Below are 16,392 nucleotides of genomic sequence, written 5' to 3'. Positions count from 1 at the left end.
CGACACGAGCGGGGCAGCGCGGACGGGGACGACGGCCGGTCACTCCGCCGGAGCGAGCACCCGGCGACCTTGCACGTGCACCGCGGCGATGGCGGGCTCGCGCAGCCCGAGCAGCAGGGCGAACAGCAGCTGCGCCGTCGCCTCCTCCAGGTCGTCGGCGCGGACGCCGAGCGCCAGCACCTCCGCGAGCGGCTCCCAGCGGTCCGGCTCGATGCGGAGGAAGTCCGCGTCCTTGCCGAGGTCGAAGTTGCCGAAGCGCTCCTCCATGTCCAGCGCCCGAGCGCCCGCCAGCGTCGCGGTGAAGAGCAGCTGGGCCGGGTGCAGCGCGATCGACGCGTCGCCCTCCTCCGACAGGTGCACCTTGAACGCGTCGTTGGCCACCCGCGCGAGCAGCCACTCGTCGCCGGCGCCGATGTCGCTGCCGAGCGCGATCGTGACGCCCGCGGCCGCGGTGCGCCGCCACGGCATCGTGCCGGAGCCGAGGAACTGCTGCGAGGTCGGGCAGTGCGCGATCGAGGTGCCGGTCGCGGCCATCCGGTGCAGCTCCGCGTCCTGGCAGTGCACGGCGTGCGCGAGGATCGTCCTCCGGCCGAGCAGCGACGAGCCACCGCGCCGCGAACCGGGCAGGAACAGCCCGTCGTAGGTGTCGAGGTAGCTGCGGGTGCCGAAGCTCGCCAGGACCGCCGCGATCTCGCCGTCGCCCGGCCGGTCGTTCTCGTTGAGGTGGCTGTGCACGTACACGCCGCGGTCGCGGACACCGTCGTAGAGCTCGCCGAGGCCGGCGAGCGTCGTCGTCGTCACCGATAGCGAGAAGCGGGGGACGATCGCGACCTGCTGCAGCGCCGTCGAGGGGTCGCCCGTGTCGACGGCGTGCCAGCGCTCGATCTCCTCGGCGACGAGCGCGAGCGCCTCGTCCTCGCCGGTCAGCAGCGCCGCGGCGGACGGCGGCCCGACCGTCTGCAGCCCGCGACCCGACACCGTCCGCAGCCCCGCCGCGACGCTCCGCTCGAACAGCGCGTCCTGCGCGTGCGGGAACGCCGAGCCGAAGACCATCGCCGCGGTCGTCCCGGCGCTCACTCGCCGCCGGGTGAAGGCGCGCGCGATGCGGCCGGCGAACTCCTCGGCGGCCAGCCGCGACTCAGCCGGGAAGATCGCCGTGTCGAGCCACTCCAGCAGCTGCCCGCCTCCGAACGCGTCGGTCGAGTACGTCTGCGGGAAGTGCAGGTGCGTGTCGACGAAGCCCGGCAGGAGGAACGCGCCCGCGTCGCCGGTGACCGGCCAGTCCGCGTAGTCGCGGGGGAGCGCGGCGTGCGGCCCGACCCAGAGGATCGTCCCGCTGTCGCCGACGACGAGCGCACCGTCCGGGATCGACACCAGCGCGTTCGCGGCCGTGTCGACGGTGGGCCGGCCGGCCACGTGCAGGACGTGGCCGCGATGCACGCCGCGCGGGCCGGCGCCCGGAGCAGACGCTCCGCTCACACCAGTCCCGAGTACGCGCGCCAGGCGGGCCCGGCGTCCGGCGCGTCGTCGCGGGTGACGGCGGCCTGGATCAGTCCGTAGGGCCGGTCGGCGGCGTGGTAGACCTCGTTGTCGTTCTCGACGCCGAAGGGCGAGAGGTCGTAGAGGAAGTGGTGCTTGTTCGGGGCGGAGAGGCGCACCTCGACGATCTGCGGGAACTCCTCCAGCACCGCCTTGCCCATCTCGAAGAGCGTCTGCTGCAGCGCGAGCGAGTGCACGGTGGCGAAGCGGCTGATCATCAGCGCCTTCACCCCGGCGTAGACGGCCTCCCAGTCGGTGGCCGTGATCTCGTCGTCCGTCAGGGCGAAGCGCCACTTCGCGACCAGCGAGGTCGCCATCACGCGGTCCCGGGTCGGCGGGAGCACGGTGTACGGGTCGGTCAGGAAGCCGTGGAACTCCGAGCCGGTGGACTTGAGGATCGTCAGATCCTTGAAGCCGCCGGTGATCCAGACCTGCTGCGCGTCGCCGGTGCCCTCGACGGTGACGGAGGCGATGCGCACCTCCTGGCCCTTCCGGACCCAGGTGTGGTCGTGCTCCGCGCCGTCGACCAGGACGCGCTCCCAGGCGAACTCCTCGATCTCGATGCGCGCGCCGTGCACGGTCGCGGTCCCGTCGACGAAGTGCCGGGCGAGCTCGAGGCCGTACGCCTCGATCGAGCGCAGGCCCTTCTCCTTCGCGAAGGAGTAGGCGGTCTGCTTCTGGGTGTCCGTGGGCAGGACCGCAGACTGGTCGCCGGTCAGGTGCGCGGCCTCGAAGTCGCCGCGCAGGGCGGTCGAGACGTTCACGTCGTGGATCTCGTGCCGCGGGCTGTCGCGGTAGATCCGGACGACGCGGTTCTCGGCCTTCCCGTACTGGTGGTCTCCGAGGACGATCGACATGTCCGCTCCTGTTCGCGTTCGGTGGTTCGTGGCGGTGCGCGGGAGTCCGCGGCCGCGCGGTGGGCGGTGCCGGCTGCGGTGCTGGACTGCGGTGCCCGTCTGCCAGGATGCCCCGCGGGCCGGTCCCGCCGCACCGGCGGAGCACTCAGCGTCCGCCACCCGTGAGCCCCGAGTCTTGTGCGATCCGCCCGGAAGCGCGTGCGGAACCGCGGGAGTTCACACGGCCGAAACGTGACCGGAACACGCGGCGCGACCCCGTCGCTGCGACTCCGCTGCCGGTGACGGCTCAGGGACGCTCGAGGAGCCGGCCGACCGGCGCCGAGGTCTCGCCCGTGACCCGGACTCCGCCGACCCAGGTCGCCGCGACGGCGCCGCGCAGCACACGGCCGTCGTAGGCGGAGACCTTGTTCTTGTGCGAGAGCGCGTCGACGTCGACCGGCGACGCCGCCTCCGGCTTGAACGCGACCAGGTCGGCGTCCGCGCCGGCGCGCAGCAGGCCCTTCTGCCCGAGCCCGGCGAACGCCGCCGTCGCCGTCGACATCCAGGCCACGACCTGCTCGAGCGGGATCCCGCGCTCGCGCGCTCCCGTCCAGACCGCGCGGAAGCTCAGCTCGAGGCCCGAGATGCCGCCCCAGGCGAGGCCGAAGTCGCCGTCGTGCGCGAACTTGAGTTCGGCGGTGGCGGGGGAGTGGTCGGACGCGATCAGGTCGATCGTGCCGTCGAGCAGCCCCTTCCAGAGCAGCTCGCGGTTGCGCTCGTCCCGGATCGGCGGGCAGCACTTGAACTGCGTGCCGCCGTCGGGGATCGTCTCGGCGTCGAAGGTGAGGTAGTGCGGGCAGGTCTCCGCGGTGATCCGCAGGCCCTCGGCCTTCGCCTCGCGCAGCAGCGGCAGCGCCTCGGCGGAGGAGAGGTGCAGGATGTGCGCCCGCCCGCCCGTCTCGCGGACGGCCTGGATCACGCTCGCGATCGCCGAGTTCTCGGAGGTCGGCGGCCGGGAGTCGACGAAGGCGTCGTAGGAGGTGCCGCCGCTGTTCGCGCTCGCCTCGAGCTCGTCCGGGTCCTCGGCGTGCACGATCAGCAGGCCGTCGAACGCGGCGATCTCGGCCATCGCCGCGAAGAGCTGCTCGGTGCTGAGGTGCGGGAACTCGTCGACGCCGCTGGGCGAGAGGAAGCACTTGAAGCCGAAGACGCCGGCGTCGTGCAGCTCGCGCAGGGTGCCGAGGTTCTCGGGGATCGCCCCGCCCCAGAAGCCGACGTCGACGAGCGCCTGCGGACCGGCCGCGGCCTTCTTGGCCTCGAGGCCCGCGACGGTGGTCGTCGGCGGGATCGAGTTGAGCGGCATGTCGATGATCGTGGTGACGCCGCCGGCCGCGGCCGCACGGGTCGCGGAGGCGAAGCCCTCCCACTCGGTGCGGCCGGGCTCGTTGACGTGCACATGGGTGTCGACGATCCCGGGCAGCAGCACCTGGCCGGCGGGGAGGACGACCTCCTCGAGGGTCTTCCAGGGCGCGTCGATGTCGCCCACGGCGACGATGACTCCGCCCGCGACGGCGACGCTGGCGGGCCGCGTCCCGTTCTCGGTGAGGACGGCGGAGGAGCGGATCACGAGGTCGAGCGAGGGGGAGTCGTCGGGCATGGGTTCGACCATATACTCGGCATGTTTCCCGCGTGTGAGCGCCCGCCGGCCGCACGACCCGGCTCTGCGCCCTCCCGCCCGTCGACGTCGGAGGCCGCCGTGCTCGAACTCGCAGTGCCGATCCTCGCGCGCGTCGAGGCGGGCGAGCGCGTCGCCGTCGTCACCGTCACCCACGTCTTCGGCTCCGCGCCGCGTGCCCTCGGCTCCTCGATGGCGGTCGACGCCGACGGCAGCGCCCTCGGCTCGATCTCCGGCGGCTGCGTCGAGGCCCAGGCCTACGCGCTGGCGCAGGAGGTGCTCGGCACCGGCGGCTCCGCCTCGGAGCACTTCGGCTTCGACGACGAGGCGGCCTTCGCGGCCGGGCTCTCCTGCGGCGGTCAGCTGCGGGTCTTCGGGCACGCGGTCGACGCGTCCTCGGGGGCCGTGCTCGCCGAGCTGCGGGCTGCGCGGGCCGGGCGGCCCGCGGGGCTCGCGATGATCGTCGGCGGGCCCGACGAGCTGGTCGGCCTGGTGCTCACCGGGGCGACCCGCGCGCAGGACGTGGTGGGGCGGTTGCTGGACGAGGACACGGTCCGCCGGATCCTGGCCGAGCGGGCGGCGCGCCTCGCTTCGGGCCGCTCGGCGACGGTCGAGATCGCCTGCCAGGGCGTCGAGCTCGAGGTGACGTACGTGGTGAGCGCCGAGAAGCCGCGCCTGCTGATCTTCGGCGCCGTCGACTTCTCCGCGGCCCTCTGCGCGGCCGGGGCGCTGCTCGGCTACCGGGTGACGGTCTGCGACGCGCGTCCGGTGTTCGCGACGGCGGGGAGGTTCCCGGGCGCCGACGAGGTCGTGGTCGACTGGCCGGCCGACTACCTGGCGGCGACGGAGGTCGACGAGCGCACGGTGATCGCGGTGCTGACCCACGACGAGAAGTTCGACGTGCCGCTGCTCGAGACCGCGCTGACCCTGCCGGCCGCCTACATCGGCGCGATGGGGTCGCGGCGAACGCACGAGCGGCGTCTGCGGCTGCTGCGCGAGGCCGGGGTGGCGGAGGAGTCGCTCGCGCGGCTGCACTCGCCGATCGGCCTGGACATCGGCGCGTCCACGCCGGAGGAGACGGCGGTGTCGATCCTCGCGGAGGTGCTGGCGGTGCGCGCGGGGGCCTCGGGGGCGCGGCTGACGGAGCGGTCCGGGCCGATCCACGCCTCGCGCTGAGACAGAAGGCGCCAGCGGGTCACACGCGCTGCCGGGCTCCTCAGTCCGTGCCACAGAGAGGACAGCGCGACGGGCGCGATGCCACCATGGCGTCGCTCCGCCGCTCGCCCTCAGCACGATGAACCAGGAGTCACCATGACCGAACCCACCCGTTCCCTCACCGCCGCCCGTCCCGCGCGCGGAAGCCGCTCGACCGTCGCGACCCTCGCGCTCGTCGCTGGTCTCGCAGGCGGCCTCGCTCCGGCCGCGCTCGCCGACCCGACCCCGGACGTCGCAGCCCCGACGAGCCCGGCGAAGAGCATCGTCACAAGCGGCGGGAGTGCGTCGGCGCCGTCGGCCGTCGCGGCTTCCGACGGCGGTTTCACCTTCGCTGCCTCAAGGGGAAGCGGAGCCGCGGTGCACCCCGGGCTCAAGGTCAAGACCTACGCCTCCTTCGACGTCGCGCCGGGGGCCGTCATCGGGCTGGGCACGCCGATCACCGTCGTGTACTCGTTCTTCAACACCGGTGACATGCCGCTGCGCGATGTCGGTCCGACGAGCCTGAACCTGGACGTCGACAAGGTCTCCACCATCACCGTCAAGGGGCGCGTCGTCACCGGGGAGGATCTCCGGCGGGGCTACGTGGCCCTGTCGAGCACCTGGACGGCGAGGACGCCGGTCGGCTCGGTGACCTCGCCGACCAGCACGTTCGACCTCCTCTTCCCCTGGTCCATCGGCTAGAGCAGGCAGAGGTCGGCGGCGGTCCGACCGGCTGACCCGCGGTTCGCGGGGGGCCGGCGGACCGCCTCGAGGGGACGGATGCGGAGCGAGGCTCGATCGCTCCGCGTCCGTCCTCCTCCGCCGGCCCGCATCCGTCTCGAAAGCGTGCCGTGCCGAAGAGGCGTGGCCCTCACCGTGAGGCCGTCCTCGCCGAGAGAAGCACGAACCCGTTCGCTGTCCCCTTCCGCGCACCCTCAGGGAGTTCCCATGATCGATCGCCCCTCCATCAGCGCGTCGCCGCACTCGTCTCGTCTGCGCCGGCCGGCTCGCGTCCGCCCCCACCGAAGAAGCTTCCCGTCCCTCGTCACGGCAGCGGCGGTCGGTGCCGCACTGGTGTGCGGCGTCGCACCCGCGGCATCCGCCGACCTGCCGCTCCCGAGCACGCCGAAGCCGACCTCGTCGCTGACCTCGTCGCGGTCCTCCGTCGTCGAGCATCCCGGGCTGCACGTCGACGTCACCGCGCGCTTCGAGACGACGCCCGGCGGGCTGATCGAACCGGGTTCGCCGATCACGCTCACCTACCACTTCGCGAACACCGGAGACGTGGCCCTCCACGACATCGGCCCGACCGCCGAGGAGCTCGAGCCCGGCGAGTCCTCGAGCTTCAGCACTGCGGAGCGGCGGATCACCGCGCACGAGCTCGACGCCGGGGTCGTGACCGTCTCAGGCCGATGGACCGTCCGCACGCCGACGCGCTCGTGGACGGCTCCTCCCTTCACGGTCTACCTCTTCACCCGCTGAGCAGGCGAGCCGCCTCGACCGAGGCGGGCTGCTCCACGGAAACGACGGCGAAACACCGCGCTGGCATGCTCGGGGGATGCAGCGCCACGTCATCACCGGAGCCCATGTCGCCACCGTCGACGCCGCCGGGACCGAGCATCCGGGCGGTCATGTCGTCGTCGACGACCGGCGGACCGTCGCGGTCGGCGCCGGCGCTCCACCCGCCTGGGCGCTCGACGGCCGGGCGCCCACCGGAGTGCCGTCGGCCGAGCCGGTCGTGCTCACCCTGGTCGACGGCCGCGGCCACCTGCTGACCCCGGGGCTCGTCAACACCCACCACCACCTCTACCAGTGGCTGACCCGCGGCTGGGCGCAGGACTCGATCCTCTTCGACTGGCTCGTCGCGCTCTATCCGGCCTGGTCGCGGATCGACGCCGACCTCACGCGGTCGGCGTCCCTCGGCGCGATGGGGGTGCTCGCCCGCTCGGGCTGCAGCACCGTGGGCGACCACCACTACGTCTTCCCGCGCGGCTCCGGCGACATCGTCGGCGGGATCGTCGACGCGGCCTCGACGCTCGGGCTGCGCCTGCACGCGACGCGCGGCTCGATGGACCTCGGCGAGTCGCAGGGAGGGCTGCCGCCGGACTTCGCGGTCGAGACCACGGCCGCGGCGCTGCAGGCGAGTGGCGAGGCCGTCGAGCGCTACCACGACACCTCCTTCGAGGCGATGGTGCGCGTCGCGATCGCGCCGTGCTCGCCGTTCTCGGTGACCCCGGACCTGCTGCGCGAGTCGGCGGTGCTCGCCCGGCAGCTCGGCGTGCGGCTGCACACCCACGGCTCCGAGACGGTCGAGGAGGACGCGTACACCCGCGAGACCTTCGGCATGTCGCCCACGGACTACCTGGAGTCGCTCGGCTGGCTCGGCGACGACGTCTGGATGGCGCACGGCGTGCACCTCGACGACGACGCGATCGCGAAGTTCGCGGCCACGGGTACCGGAGTCGCGCACTGCCCGTCGTCGAACGCGCGGCTCGCGGCGGGCATCGCGCCGATCCCGCAGCTGCTGGCGGCCGGGGCTCCGGTCGGGCTCGGCGTGGACGGCGCCGCCTCGAACGAGTCCGGGCAGCTCGGCTCCGAGATCCGCGCGGCCGTGCTGATGAACCGCCTCCGCGCCGGGGCCGACCGGATGAGCGCGCGGCAGGCGCTCTCGATCGCGACGATCGGCGGCGCGCGCGTGCTCGGCCGCCAGGACGAGATCGGCTCGATCGAGGTGGGCAAGCTCGCCGACCTGGCGCTGTGGCGGATCGACGGCATCGAGCACGCCGGCATCGCCGACCCGGTCGCGGCGCTCGCGCTCGGCGCGCAGCCGCCGGTGACGCTCCTCCTCGTGAACGGTCGGCCCGCGGTCGCCGACGGCCACCTCGTCGGCGCGGACGAGGACGCGATCGCCCGCGAGGTCGCCCGCGCGAGCGCGGAGCTGGCCTCCCGCGTCTGACGTCTCGGCGGGGTGTCCTGGCGAGCGTGGGTCTCGATACGCCGCTGCGCGGCTACTCGACCAGCATGGAGGCGAAGCCCACCGCGTCTGCATGCTGACCGAGTCGCCGTGCGCAGACCGACCGAGTGGGCGCCTCCATGCTGATCGAGTAGGCCGCGGAGCGGGCGTATCGAGATCCACGGTCGTCAGCAGGCTGGTCTGCAGACCCCGCGTTCTGGCGGTGGTGGGTCTCGATACGCCCCTGCGGGGCTACTCGACCAGCATGGGTGCGGGCGTCTCTTTCAAGGAGATCCGTTGTCGTCCGCGGGGCGGTCTGCAGGCCCGGCGCGCTGACGTGCGTGGGTCTCGATACGCCCCTGCGGGGCTACTCGACCAGCATGAAGGCGCTGGCGATTCCATGGAGGGTCGCCTCTTTGCTGATCGAGTAGGCCGCGGAGCGGGCGTATCGAGATCCACGGTCGTCAGCAGGCTGGTCTGCAGACCCCGCGTGCTGGCGGTGGGGGGGGGTCTCGATACGCCCCTGCGGGGCTACTCGACCAGCATGGTCGGCCACGGCCGCGGCCTCCGCAGTCGCCGGGTCAGCCGGGGGGCGCGCCCGCGTCGACCGTGGGCACGGGGGCCGCGTCGGGGTGGAGCAGGCGCCAGACGCGGTCGCGGGAGATCGGCAGCGCGTGCGGCCGGACGCCGACGGCGTCGCGGACGGCGTTGGCGAGGGCGGGCGCCACCGGGTTGTAGGGCGCCTCGCTCATCGACTTCGCGCCGAACGGCCCGAGCTCGTCGGCCGTGTCGGCGAAGTAGACCTCGGTCGGCGGCACGTCCGCCATCTGCGGGATGTGGTAGTTCCGCAGGATCGCCGTGGTCACGGTGCCCTCGCCGTCGAGGATCACCTCCTCGTAGAGCGCCGAGCCGATCGCCTGGGCGACGCCGCCCTCGACCTGCCCGCGGAGCTGCGCCGGATTGATGACGAAGCCCGCGTCGGCCGCCTGCACCGACTGCAGGATCCGCACCTCGCCGGTCGGCGCGTGCACCGCGACGCGGAAGCCCTGCACGTTGAAGGCGAGCGAGCGCTGCGCGCCGTCCTCGCTGCCGGTCGCGGACACGGGTCCGCCGGCCGCGAGCGCGAGGTCCGCGAAGCTCACCCGGGTGCCGTCCGCGGCGAGGAGCCCCTCGTCGTCCGGTTCGAACTCGCTGCCGTCGTGCCCGGTCAGCCGCTTCGCCAGCGAGCGCAGGTCGGCCAGCAGCCGCAGCGCCGCGCTGTACACGGCCTTGCCGGCCACCACCGTCCCCGCGCTGCCGAACGCGCCGGTGTCGTACCGCGCCGCAGCCGTGTCCGACTGCCGGATCCGCACCCGGTCCGCCGAGGCCCCGAACGCGCTCGCGACGAGCTGGGTGTGCACGGTGGTCGTCCCATTGCCGAACTCCGCGGTGCCGACTCCGATCGTCAGGACACCGTCGGCGTCGACCGACACGGTCGCCTCGGAGAAGTGGCCGCGCGGGGGCAGCGTCGCGATCATCGCGACCGCCATGCCGCGCCCGGTGCTCCAGCCCGGTCCCTCCGGAGCCGCGGCGCCCGTCGCGCGGTCGAGCGCCGCCTCCGCGAGGTCGAGGCACTGGTCGAGCCCGTAGGAGGCGAAGCCGATGTCGTCGCCCTCCACGTGGGTCACCACGAGGGGCTCGCCGGGCTTCACCGCGTTGATCCGCCGCAGCTCGAACGGGTCGATGCCCAGCTCGCCGGCGAGCTCGTCCATCGCCGACTCGATGCCGAAGATCACCTGGCCGAGGCCGTAGCCGCGGAACGCGCCCGAGGGCAGGTTGTTCGTGTAGACCGCCTGCGCGTCGACGCGCTTGTTCGGCGCCGTGTAGGTCGCGACCGACTCGGAGGTGCCGTGGAACATCACTCCGGGGCCGTGGTTGCCGTAGGCGCCGGTGTCCGAGAGCACGTCGACGCTCAGCGCGGTCAGCCGGCCGTCGCGGCGCGCGCCGAGCGTCACGTCGACCCGCATCGGGTGCCGGCAGGGCGCCATCGTGAACTCGTCGGAGCGGGTGAACTCGAACTGCACCGGCCGCCCGGTCGCCAGCACGGCCAGCGCGACGACGTCCTCGGTGAGGATCTCCTGCTTGCCGCCGAAGCCGCCGCCGACCCGTGCGGTGAAGACCCGCACGCTCGCGGGGTCGCGGTCGAAGATCCGCGCGATCTCGTCGCGGACCAGGAACGGCACCTGGGTGGAGGTGCGCAGCACCAGCTCGTCGCCCTCGAGCCAGCCGATCGTGCCGTGCGTCTCCAGCGCGGTGTGCGCGACGCGGGAGGTGGTCCAGCGGCCCTCGACCACGACGTCCGCCTCGGCGAGCCCCGCGGCGACGTCGCCGTACTCGCCGTGCAGCTCGGCGACCACGTTCGAGCCGGGGTCGGCGATGCGCGAGGCGATCGGGTCCTTGTCCGCGTGCAGGAGCGGGGAGCCCGGCGCGCGCGCCTCCTCGGGGTCGAAGACCGCGGGCAGCAGCTCGTACTCGACCTCGATCGCGCGGCAGGCGGCCTCGGCCACGCCGACCGACTCGGCGACGACGACCGCGACGCGCTGGCCGCGGAAGCGCACGACGGTGTCGAGCATCCGGGTGTCGTCGGGGTCGTCCAGTCGCGACTCGTGCCGTGCCGTGGAGTAGAGGACGTCCGGGACGTCGGCGGCGGTCAGCACGGCGACGACGCCGGGCATCGTCGCGGCGACCGCGGTGTCCATCGAGAGGATGCGGGCGTGCGCGTGCGGGCTCTGCAGCACCGTGAGGTGCAGCAGCCCGGGCACGGCGACGTCGAGCGTGTACGGCTCCTGCCCGGAGACGATGCGGCGGCCGGCCGGGGCGCCGAGCGGGCGGCCCACGCGGGACTCGTCGGCGGAGACGCGCCCGGTGCGGCGCACGGGAGTCAGCCCGGTGGGCGGCTCGCAGACGTGCTCGGACACCGCCTCGCGGATCGGCCGGTAGCCGGTGCAGCGGCAGAGGTTCCCCTTCATCAGCCGGGGGAGGTCCTCCTCGCGCGCCCCCTCGAGGGCGCTCGCGGTGACGACCATGCCGGCCGTGCAGAAGCCGCACTGGAAGGCGGCGTGATCGACGAACGACTGCTGCACCGCGCCGGGCTCCTCCGGAGTGCCGAGTCCGGCGGCAGTGGTGACCTCGCGGCCCTCGATGCGGTGCGCCGGGTAGAGGCAGGAGTGGAAGGGCGTGCCGTCGACGAGCACCGAGCAGGCGCCGCAGTCGCCGGCGTCGCAGCCCTTCTTGACCTCGAAGTGCTCGTGGTCGCGCAGCAGCGTCCGCAGCACCTGACCGGGACGAGGCGACGCGTCGACCGGCTCGCCGTTGACGGTGAACCTCATGCGGCGCCTCCCTCCGTCGGGACCGGCCGAGCGATCGTCTCCGGCTCAGCCGTGCCGTCCAGCTCGCCGCGGATCTCCTCGGCCAGCACGCCGACCACCGCGCGCCGCCAGTCGGCCGCGCCGTGCGGGTCGGTGAACCAGGTCGCGATCGCGCCGATCGCGTCGTCGAGGTCCTCGGACGACGGGAGTGCCGGCCACCGCAGCACCTCGGGCCGGATCGTCGCGGCGGTCACCGTGAGCACGAAGGCCCCGTCGGCGTCGACGCGACCGATGACGACCGCTCCGGAGCGCCCGAGCGGCGACAGCGCGATCTTCCGGTACGCCGTCCGCGCCTCCAGCGCCCGGCGCGGGAACTCGATCGAGCGGATCACGTCGCCGTGCTCGAGCGAGGTGGTCATGTTGCCGGTCACCAGCTCGGCCACCGGCACGAGCGCGTCGGAGCCGTCCGCCCGCCAGACGAGCGCCTCGGCGTCGAGCGCCGCGGCGAGGCTGATCATCGGGCCGGCCGGGAGCGCGTTGGCGATGTTGCCGCCGACCGTGGCGACGTTCCAGATCTTGAACGAGCCCAGCAGCGCCGTGCAGCACTGGAAGAAGAGCGGGTGCGAGGGCCGGCCGCCGTCCGGCATCGCCGACAGCTCGGCGAGGGTGCAGGTCGCCGCGATCGACAGGCCCTCGGCCGTCTCGCGGTACGGCTCCCAGCCGAAGCCCTGCAGGTCGAGCAGCTCGTCGAGGTGGTCGTGCGGGAGCGAGAACACCCAGGACCCGCCGCCGATCACCGCGGTGCGCGGACCCATCGCGGCCAGGTCGGCGCGCTCGCGGACGACGCGCACGCGCTGGATCGTGTTCAGGTCCATGCCGCGCCCTCCGCTCCCTGCGCCGACGGCGCGCTCGCTCCAGTGAACCCCACACGTGTGACGCTCGTGTTTCCGAGCCCGCCGAGGGCGATCAGCCGAGCGACGCGACCCACTCCGAGCTGCCGTCGACGAACGACTGCTCCTTCCAGATCGGCACGGACGCCTTGATGTCGTCGACCAGCGCCGCGCAGGCCTCGAAGGCCGCGGCGCGGTGCGCGGAGGCGACGGCGCAGGCGAGCGCGAGGTCGCCGACGACGAGGTCGCCGACCCGGTGCACCGCGGCGACCCGCACCTCGGGGAAGCGCTCCGCGATCCGCCGGGCGGAGGCGAGCAGCGCCGCGGGTGCCTCCGGGTGCGCCTCATAGGAGAGCCGCAGCACGCCGCGCCCCTCGTCGTGATCGCGGACGACGCCGGCGAAGGTGACGACGGCGCCGTGGGTCGGCGACTCGACGGCGTGCTCGCACTCGTCGACGGTGATCGCCTCGCGGGAGAGCCGGGCCAGGGCGACGGCATCAGCGGACATGATCGCCCCCGCCCAGCTGGTCGAGCAGGTGGCCGATGACCGGCTCGAGCACCTCGATGCCGTCGCGGACGCCGCCGGGGGAGCCGGGCAGGTTGACGACCACGCTCCGGCCGCTTACGCCCGCCCGCCCGCGGCTGAGCACGGCGGTCGGGACGTGGGCGGCGCCACGCGCGCGGATCGCCTCGGCGAGACCGGGCAGCTCGCGCTCGAGCAGCGGCGCGGTCTGCTCCGGAGTCACGTCGCTCGGCGCGACGCCGGTGCCACCGGTGGTGATCACGACGTCGGTGCCGGCCGAGAGGGCGTCGGAGATCGCCTCGCCCACCGCCTCGCCGTCCGCGACGACGACCACGCGGCCGCTCCAGCCGCGGCTCTCGAACCAGGTCAGCAGCGCCGGGCCGGTGCGGTCCTCGTAGACGCCCGAGGCGGCGCGGGTGGAGGCGACCACCGCGACCGCGGTGCGGCTCACGCCCGGCTCCACGAGCCGCTCCTGCCGCCCTCTTTCGCCAGGACGCGGATCCCGGTGATGACGGCGCCGCGGTCGACGGCCTTGATCATGTCGTAGACGGTGAGCGCGGCGACGCTGACGGCGGTGAGCGCCTCCATCTCGACGCCGGTGCGGCCGCTCGTGCGCACGCGCGCCTCGATCCGGACCCGGTCGTCGCCGGGCTCGAGGTCGATGTCGACGCCGTCGAGCACCAGCGGGTGGCAGAGCGGGATCAGCGCGGAGGTGGCCTTCGCCGCCATGATGCCGGCGATGCGCGCGACGCCGAGCGCCTCGCCCTTGGGCAGCTCGCCCTGCGCCAGGAGGCGGACGACGTCGGGGGTCGTCTCGACGAACCCCTCCGCGACCGCGACCCGCGAGGTGACCTGCTTGCCGCCGACGTCGACCATGTGCACGGCACCGTCGCCGCGGACGTGGGTCAGCTCCGCGCCGTCGGTGGCCCCGCCGCTTCCGGTCGCGTCCGTCGTCTCAGTCATCGATCCTCCAGATCTCGACCGTGTCTCCGGTCGCGGCGTGCTCGGTCCCGATCGGGACGTGGATGAGCACGTTCGATCGAGCGTAGGACGCGAGCAGGTGCGAGCTCGGCCCGCCGACGGCGTGCACGAGCCCTTCGTCGTCGAGGGTGCCGCGCCGGATCTGGTGCAGGTGCCCGGGGGAGTCGAGCGGCGTGGCCAGCCGGGCGCGCAGTCGCGGGCGCTCGGCCGGCAGCCGGCCGGCGAGCGAGCGGAGCACGGGCCGCAGGAACAGCTCGAACGAGACCAGAGCGCTGACCGGGTTGCCCGGCAGCGAGACGATCGGCAGGTGCAGGTCGTCTCGGACCCGGACGAGCCCCAGACCCTGCGGTCCGCCCGGCTGCACGGCGACGTGGCCGAACTCCGAGCCCGCCGCCCCGAGCGCGTCGCGGACCACCTCGTAGGCGCCCGCGCTGACGCCGCCGACGGTGATCGCGAGGTCCGCCTCGGCCGCGTGCGCGTCCAGGAGGGCGAGGAGGTCCTCCGCCCGGTCGCTGCCGCAGGGCACCACGATCGGCAGACCGCCCGCCTCGCGCACCGCCTCGGCCAGCAGCGAGCCGTTGGCGTCGTAGATCTGCGCGTCCTCGAGCTCCGAGCCGGCCGCGCGGATCTCGTGCCCGGTCGGCACGATCAGCACGCGGACCCGGGGCAGCACCTCGACCTCGGTGAGGCCGAGCGAGGCGAGCAGTCCGTAGTGCGCCGCGCGCAGGACGGTGCCGGCGGGCAGCGCGAGGTCGCCCTGCCTCGCGTCGCTGCCCCGGGCGCGGACGAAGGCCGCCGCGACGACGGGGCGCGAGAACGCCACGCGGACACCGGTGCTGCCGGGGGCGGGGAAGCGCGGCGGGTCGACGGTCTCGATCGCGACGACGGCGTCCGCACCGGCGGGCAGCGGCGAGCCCGTCATGATCGGCACCGCGGTGCCCGCCTCGTGCCGGGGAGCGCGGTCGCCGGCCGGGACGGGCGCGGCCACCGGCAGCGAGACCGGGCTGTCGGCGCTCGCCGCGGCGAGGTCGGCCGCGCGCACCGCGAAGCCGTCCATCTGCGAGTTGTCGAAGCGCGGCAGATCGAGCGGAGCGTCGACCGAGCGCGCGAGCACCCGGCGGTCGTACGCGCCCGGATCGGCGGCGACCGCGGCGGGATCGAGCGCCAGCGTCTCGCGGGCGCCGCGGGTGGCCAGCGGCGCGAGCAGCGCGCGCACGCGGGCGGCATGCAGATCGATCGAGGTCATCGGGTCCTCTCGGAGGTCCTGGCCGGCGAAGGCGTTCCTGATGGGACGGGGCGTTCCTGACCGGCGGCAGGGACGTCTCCATCTTGCCCGCTCCCGCCCGGATCCGGCGCGTAGTCTGTCCGGATGAGCACAGCACTCGGGATCCCCGGCATCCGGCCCCGCCCGCGCGGTGCCGTCCTCCCCGCCGAGCGGCCCGAGACCCCGCTCCTGCTCGACACCTACGGCCGCGTCGCCGACGACCTGCGCATCTCGCTGACCGATCGCTGCAACCTCCGCTGCACGTACTGCATGCCGGCCGAGGGCCTGCCGTTCCAGCCGCCCGCGTCGCTGCTGAACCGCGAGGAGATCGTCCGCCTCGCCCGCATCGCCGTCGAGCAGTTCGGAGTCCGCCAGATCCGCTTCACCGGCGGCGAGCCGCTCCTGCGCAAGGACCTCGTCGACATCATCCGCGACGTCGCCGCGATCGAGCCGCGCCCCGAGATCTCGCTGACCACCAACGCGATCGGCCTCTCCGGGCGCGCCCAGGCGCTCGCCGACGCGGGCCTGGACCGGGTGAACGTCTCGCTCGACTCCATCTGCGCCGAGACCTTCGCGAAGGTCACCCGCCGCCCCTTCCTCGACCGGGTCCTCGCCGGGATCGACGCGCTCGGCCCCGCGGGCCTGAAGCAGACCAAGATCAACGCGGTGCTGCTGCCCGGGATCAACGACCACGAGGCGCCCGAGCTGCTCGCCTGGGCGCTCGCCGGAGGGCACCAGCTCCGCTTCATCGAGCAGATGGCCCTCGACGCCGACCACGGCTGGGACCGCTCGACCATGATCACGGCGGCGATGATCCGCGACCTGCTCTCGGAGCGCTTCGTCCTCACGCCGAACGCCGCGCCCCGCGACGGTGCTCCCGCCGAGCTCTTCGACGTCCGCGCGATCGGCTCCGACGAGCTGCTCGGCACGGTCGGCATCATCGCGTCCGTCACCGAGGCGTTCTGCGGCGACTGCCGCCGCACCCGACTCACCGCGGAGGGCGGCGTCCGCAGCTGCCTGTTCTCCAACGAGGAGACCGACCTGCTCGGCGCGATGCGCTCCGGCGCCGACGACCACCACGTCGCCCAGCTCTGGCGCGGCGCGATGTGGGCCAAGCCGGCCGGCCACGAGATGAACCGGGCCGGCTTCGTGCAGCCCGAGCGCACCATGAGCGCGATCGGCGGCTGAGC

The 16,392-nt window shown here is 74.0% G+C and carries 14 protein-coding genes; 5 read left to right on the top strand and 9 right to left on the bottom strand.

What is annotated here, in order from left to right; all coding sequences use genetic code 11:
* Positions 1-39: 39 nt before the first annotated feature.
* The 3 genes from HQQ86_RS01200 to allB all read right to left on the bottom strand — a co-directional run bounded on the left by HQQ86_RS01200 (position 40) and on the right by allB (position 4,032).
* A complete protein-coding gene (locus HQQ86_RS01200) occupies positions 40-1,479 on the bottom strand; it encodes an amidohydrolase family protein (protein WP_173285822.1) in 1,440 nt (479 codons plus the stop codon).
* Complete coding sequence (gene pucL, locus HQQ86_RS01195; RefSeq protein ID WP_173285813.1) at positions 1,476-2,396, bottom strand: factor-independent urate hydroxylase; 921 nt, start codon at positions 2,394-2,396, stop codon at positions 1,476-1,478. Before pucL ends, HQQ86_RS01200 begins: the two co-directional genes overlap by 4 nt.
* A gap of 286 nt (positions 2,397-2,682) precedes the next feature.
* Positions 2,683-4,032 (bottom strand): allantoinase AllB, encoded by a 1,350-nt coding sequence (gene allB / locus HQQ86_RS01190; RefSeq protein WP_173285811.1) that lies wholly within the window; start codon positions 4,030-4,032, stop codon positions 2,683-2,685.
* Between the two features lie 99 nt (positions 4,033-4,131).
* Here allB and HQQ86_RS01185 point away from each other — a divergent pair, with 99 nt between their 5' ends.
* The 4 genes from HQQ86_RS01185 to HQQ86_RS01170 all read left to right on the top strand — a co-directional run bounded on the left by HQQ86_RS01185 (position 4,132) and on the right by HQQ86_RS01170 (position 8,200).
* A complete protein-coding gene (locus HQQ86_RS01185) occupies positions 4,132-5,226 on the top strand; it encodes an XdhC family protein (protein WP_367948506.1) in 1,095 nt (364 codons plus the stop codon).
* 135 nt (positions 5,227-5,361) lie between these two features.
* Entirely contained in the window at positions 5,362-5,946 is a 585-nt protein-coding gene (locus HQQ86_RS01180; RefSeq protein ID WP_173285807.1) for a hypothetical protein, read from the top strand.
* A 372-nt stretch (positions 5,947-6,318) separates the two neighbouring features.
* Positions 6,319-6,726, top strand: a complete 408-nt coding sequence (locus tag HQQ86_RS01175) for a hypothetical protein (protein WP_173285805.1) — start codon at positions 6,319-6,321, stop codon at positions 6,724-6,726.
* 76 nt (positions 6,727-6,802) lie between these two features.
* The gene (locus tag HQQ86_RS01170) at positions 6,803-8,200 is read left to right on the top strand and encodes an 8-oxoguanine deaminase (RefSeq protein WP_173285803.1); all 1,398 of its coding nucleotides are present in this window, start codon (positions 6,803-6,805) and stop codon (positions 8,198-8,200) included.
* Positions 8,201-8,778: 578 nt separating this feature from the next.
* Here HQQ86_RS01170 and HQQ86_RS01165 read toward each other — a convergent pair.
* The 6 genes from HQQ86_RS01165 to glp all read right to left on the bottom strand — a co-directional run bounded on the left by HQQ86_RS01165 (position 8,779) and on the right by glp (position 15,184).
* The gene (locus tag HQQ86_RS01165) at positions 8,779-11,565 is read right to left on the bottom strand and encodes a molybdopterin-dependent oxidoreductase (RefSeq protein ID WP_173285781.1); all 2,787 of its coding nucleotides are present in this window, start codon (positions 11,563-11,565) and stop codon (positions 8,779-8,781) included.
* Positions 11,562-12,419, bottom strand: a complete 858-nt coding sequence (locus HQQ86_RS01160) for an FAD binding domain-containing protein (protein ID WP_173285779.1) — start codon at positions 12,417-12,419, stop codon at positions 11,562-11,564. Before HQQ86_RS01160 ends, HQQ86_RS01165 begins: the two co-directional genes overlap by 4 nt.
* Positions 12,420-12,510: 91 nt before the next feature.
* Complete coding sequence (locus tag HQQ86_RS01155) at positions 12,511-12,942, bottom strand: molybdenum cofactor biosynthesis protein MoaE (protein ID WP_173285777.1); 432 nt, start codon at positions 12,940-12,942, stop codon at positions 12,511-12,513.
* Entirely contained in the window at positions 12,932-13,408 is a 477-nt protein-coding gene (locus HQQ86_RS01150) for a MogA/MoaB family molybdenum cofactor biosynthesis protein (protein WP_173285775.1), read from the bottom strand. Before HQQ86_RS01150 ends, HQQ86_RS01155 begins: the two co-directional genes overlap by 11 nt.
* The gene (moaC, locus tag HQQ86_RS01145) at positions 13,405-13,920 is read right to left on the bottom strand and encodes a cyclic pyranopterin monophosphate synthase MoaC (protein WP_173285772.1); all 516 of its coding nucleotides are present in this window, start codon (positions 13,918-13,920) and stop codon (positions 13,405-13,407) included. The genes HQQ86_RS01150 and moaC overlap by 4 nt, the downstream gene beginning before the upstream one ends.
* Entirely contained in the window at positions 13,913-15,184 is a 1,272-nt protein-coding gene (gene glp / locus HQQ86_RS01140; protein ID WP_173285770.1) for a gephyrin-like molybdotransferase Glp, read from the bottom strand. The genes moaC and glp overlap by 8 nt, the downstream gene beginning before the upstream one ends.
* Positions 15,185-15,307: 123 nt before the next feature.
* Here glp and moaA point away from each other — a divergent pair, with 123 nt between their 5' ends.
* A complete protein-coding gene (gene moaA / locus HQQ86_RS01135) occupies positions 15,308-16,390 on the top strand; it encodes a GTP 3',8-cyclase MoaA (RefSeq protein ID WP_173285768.1) in 1,083 nt (360 codons plus the stop codon).
* The last annotated feature ends 2 nt before the right edge of the window (positions 16,391-16,392 follow it).

Source organism: Rathayibacter sp. VKM Ac-2857 (assembly GCF_013205025.1).
In the GTDB taxonomy this organism is placed as follows: domain Bacteria; phylum Actinomycetota; class Actinomycetes; order Actinomycetales; family Microbacteriaceae; genus Rathayibacter.
This window is presented reverse-complemented; position numbering and strand designations above follow the sequence as displayed.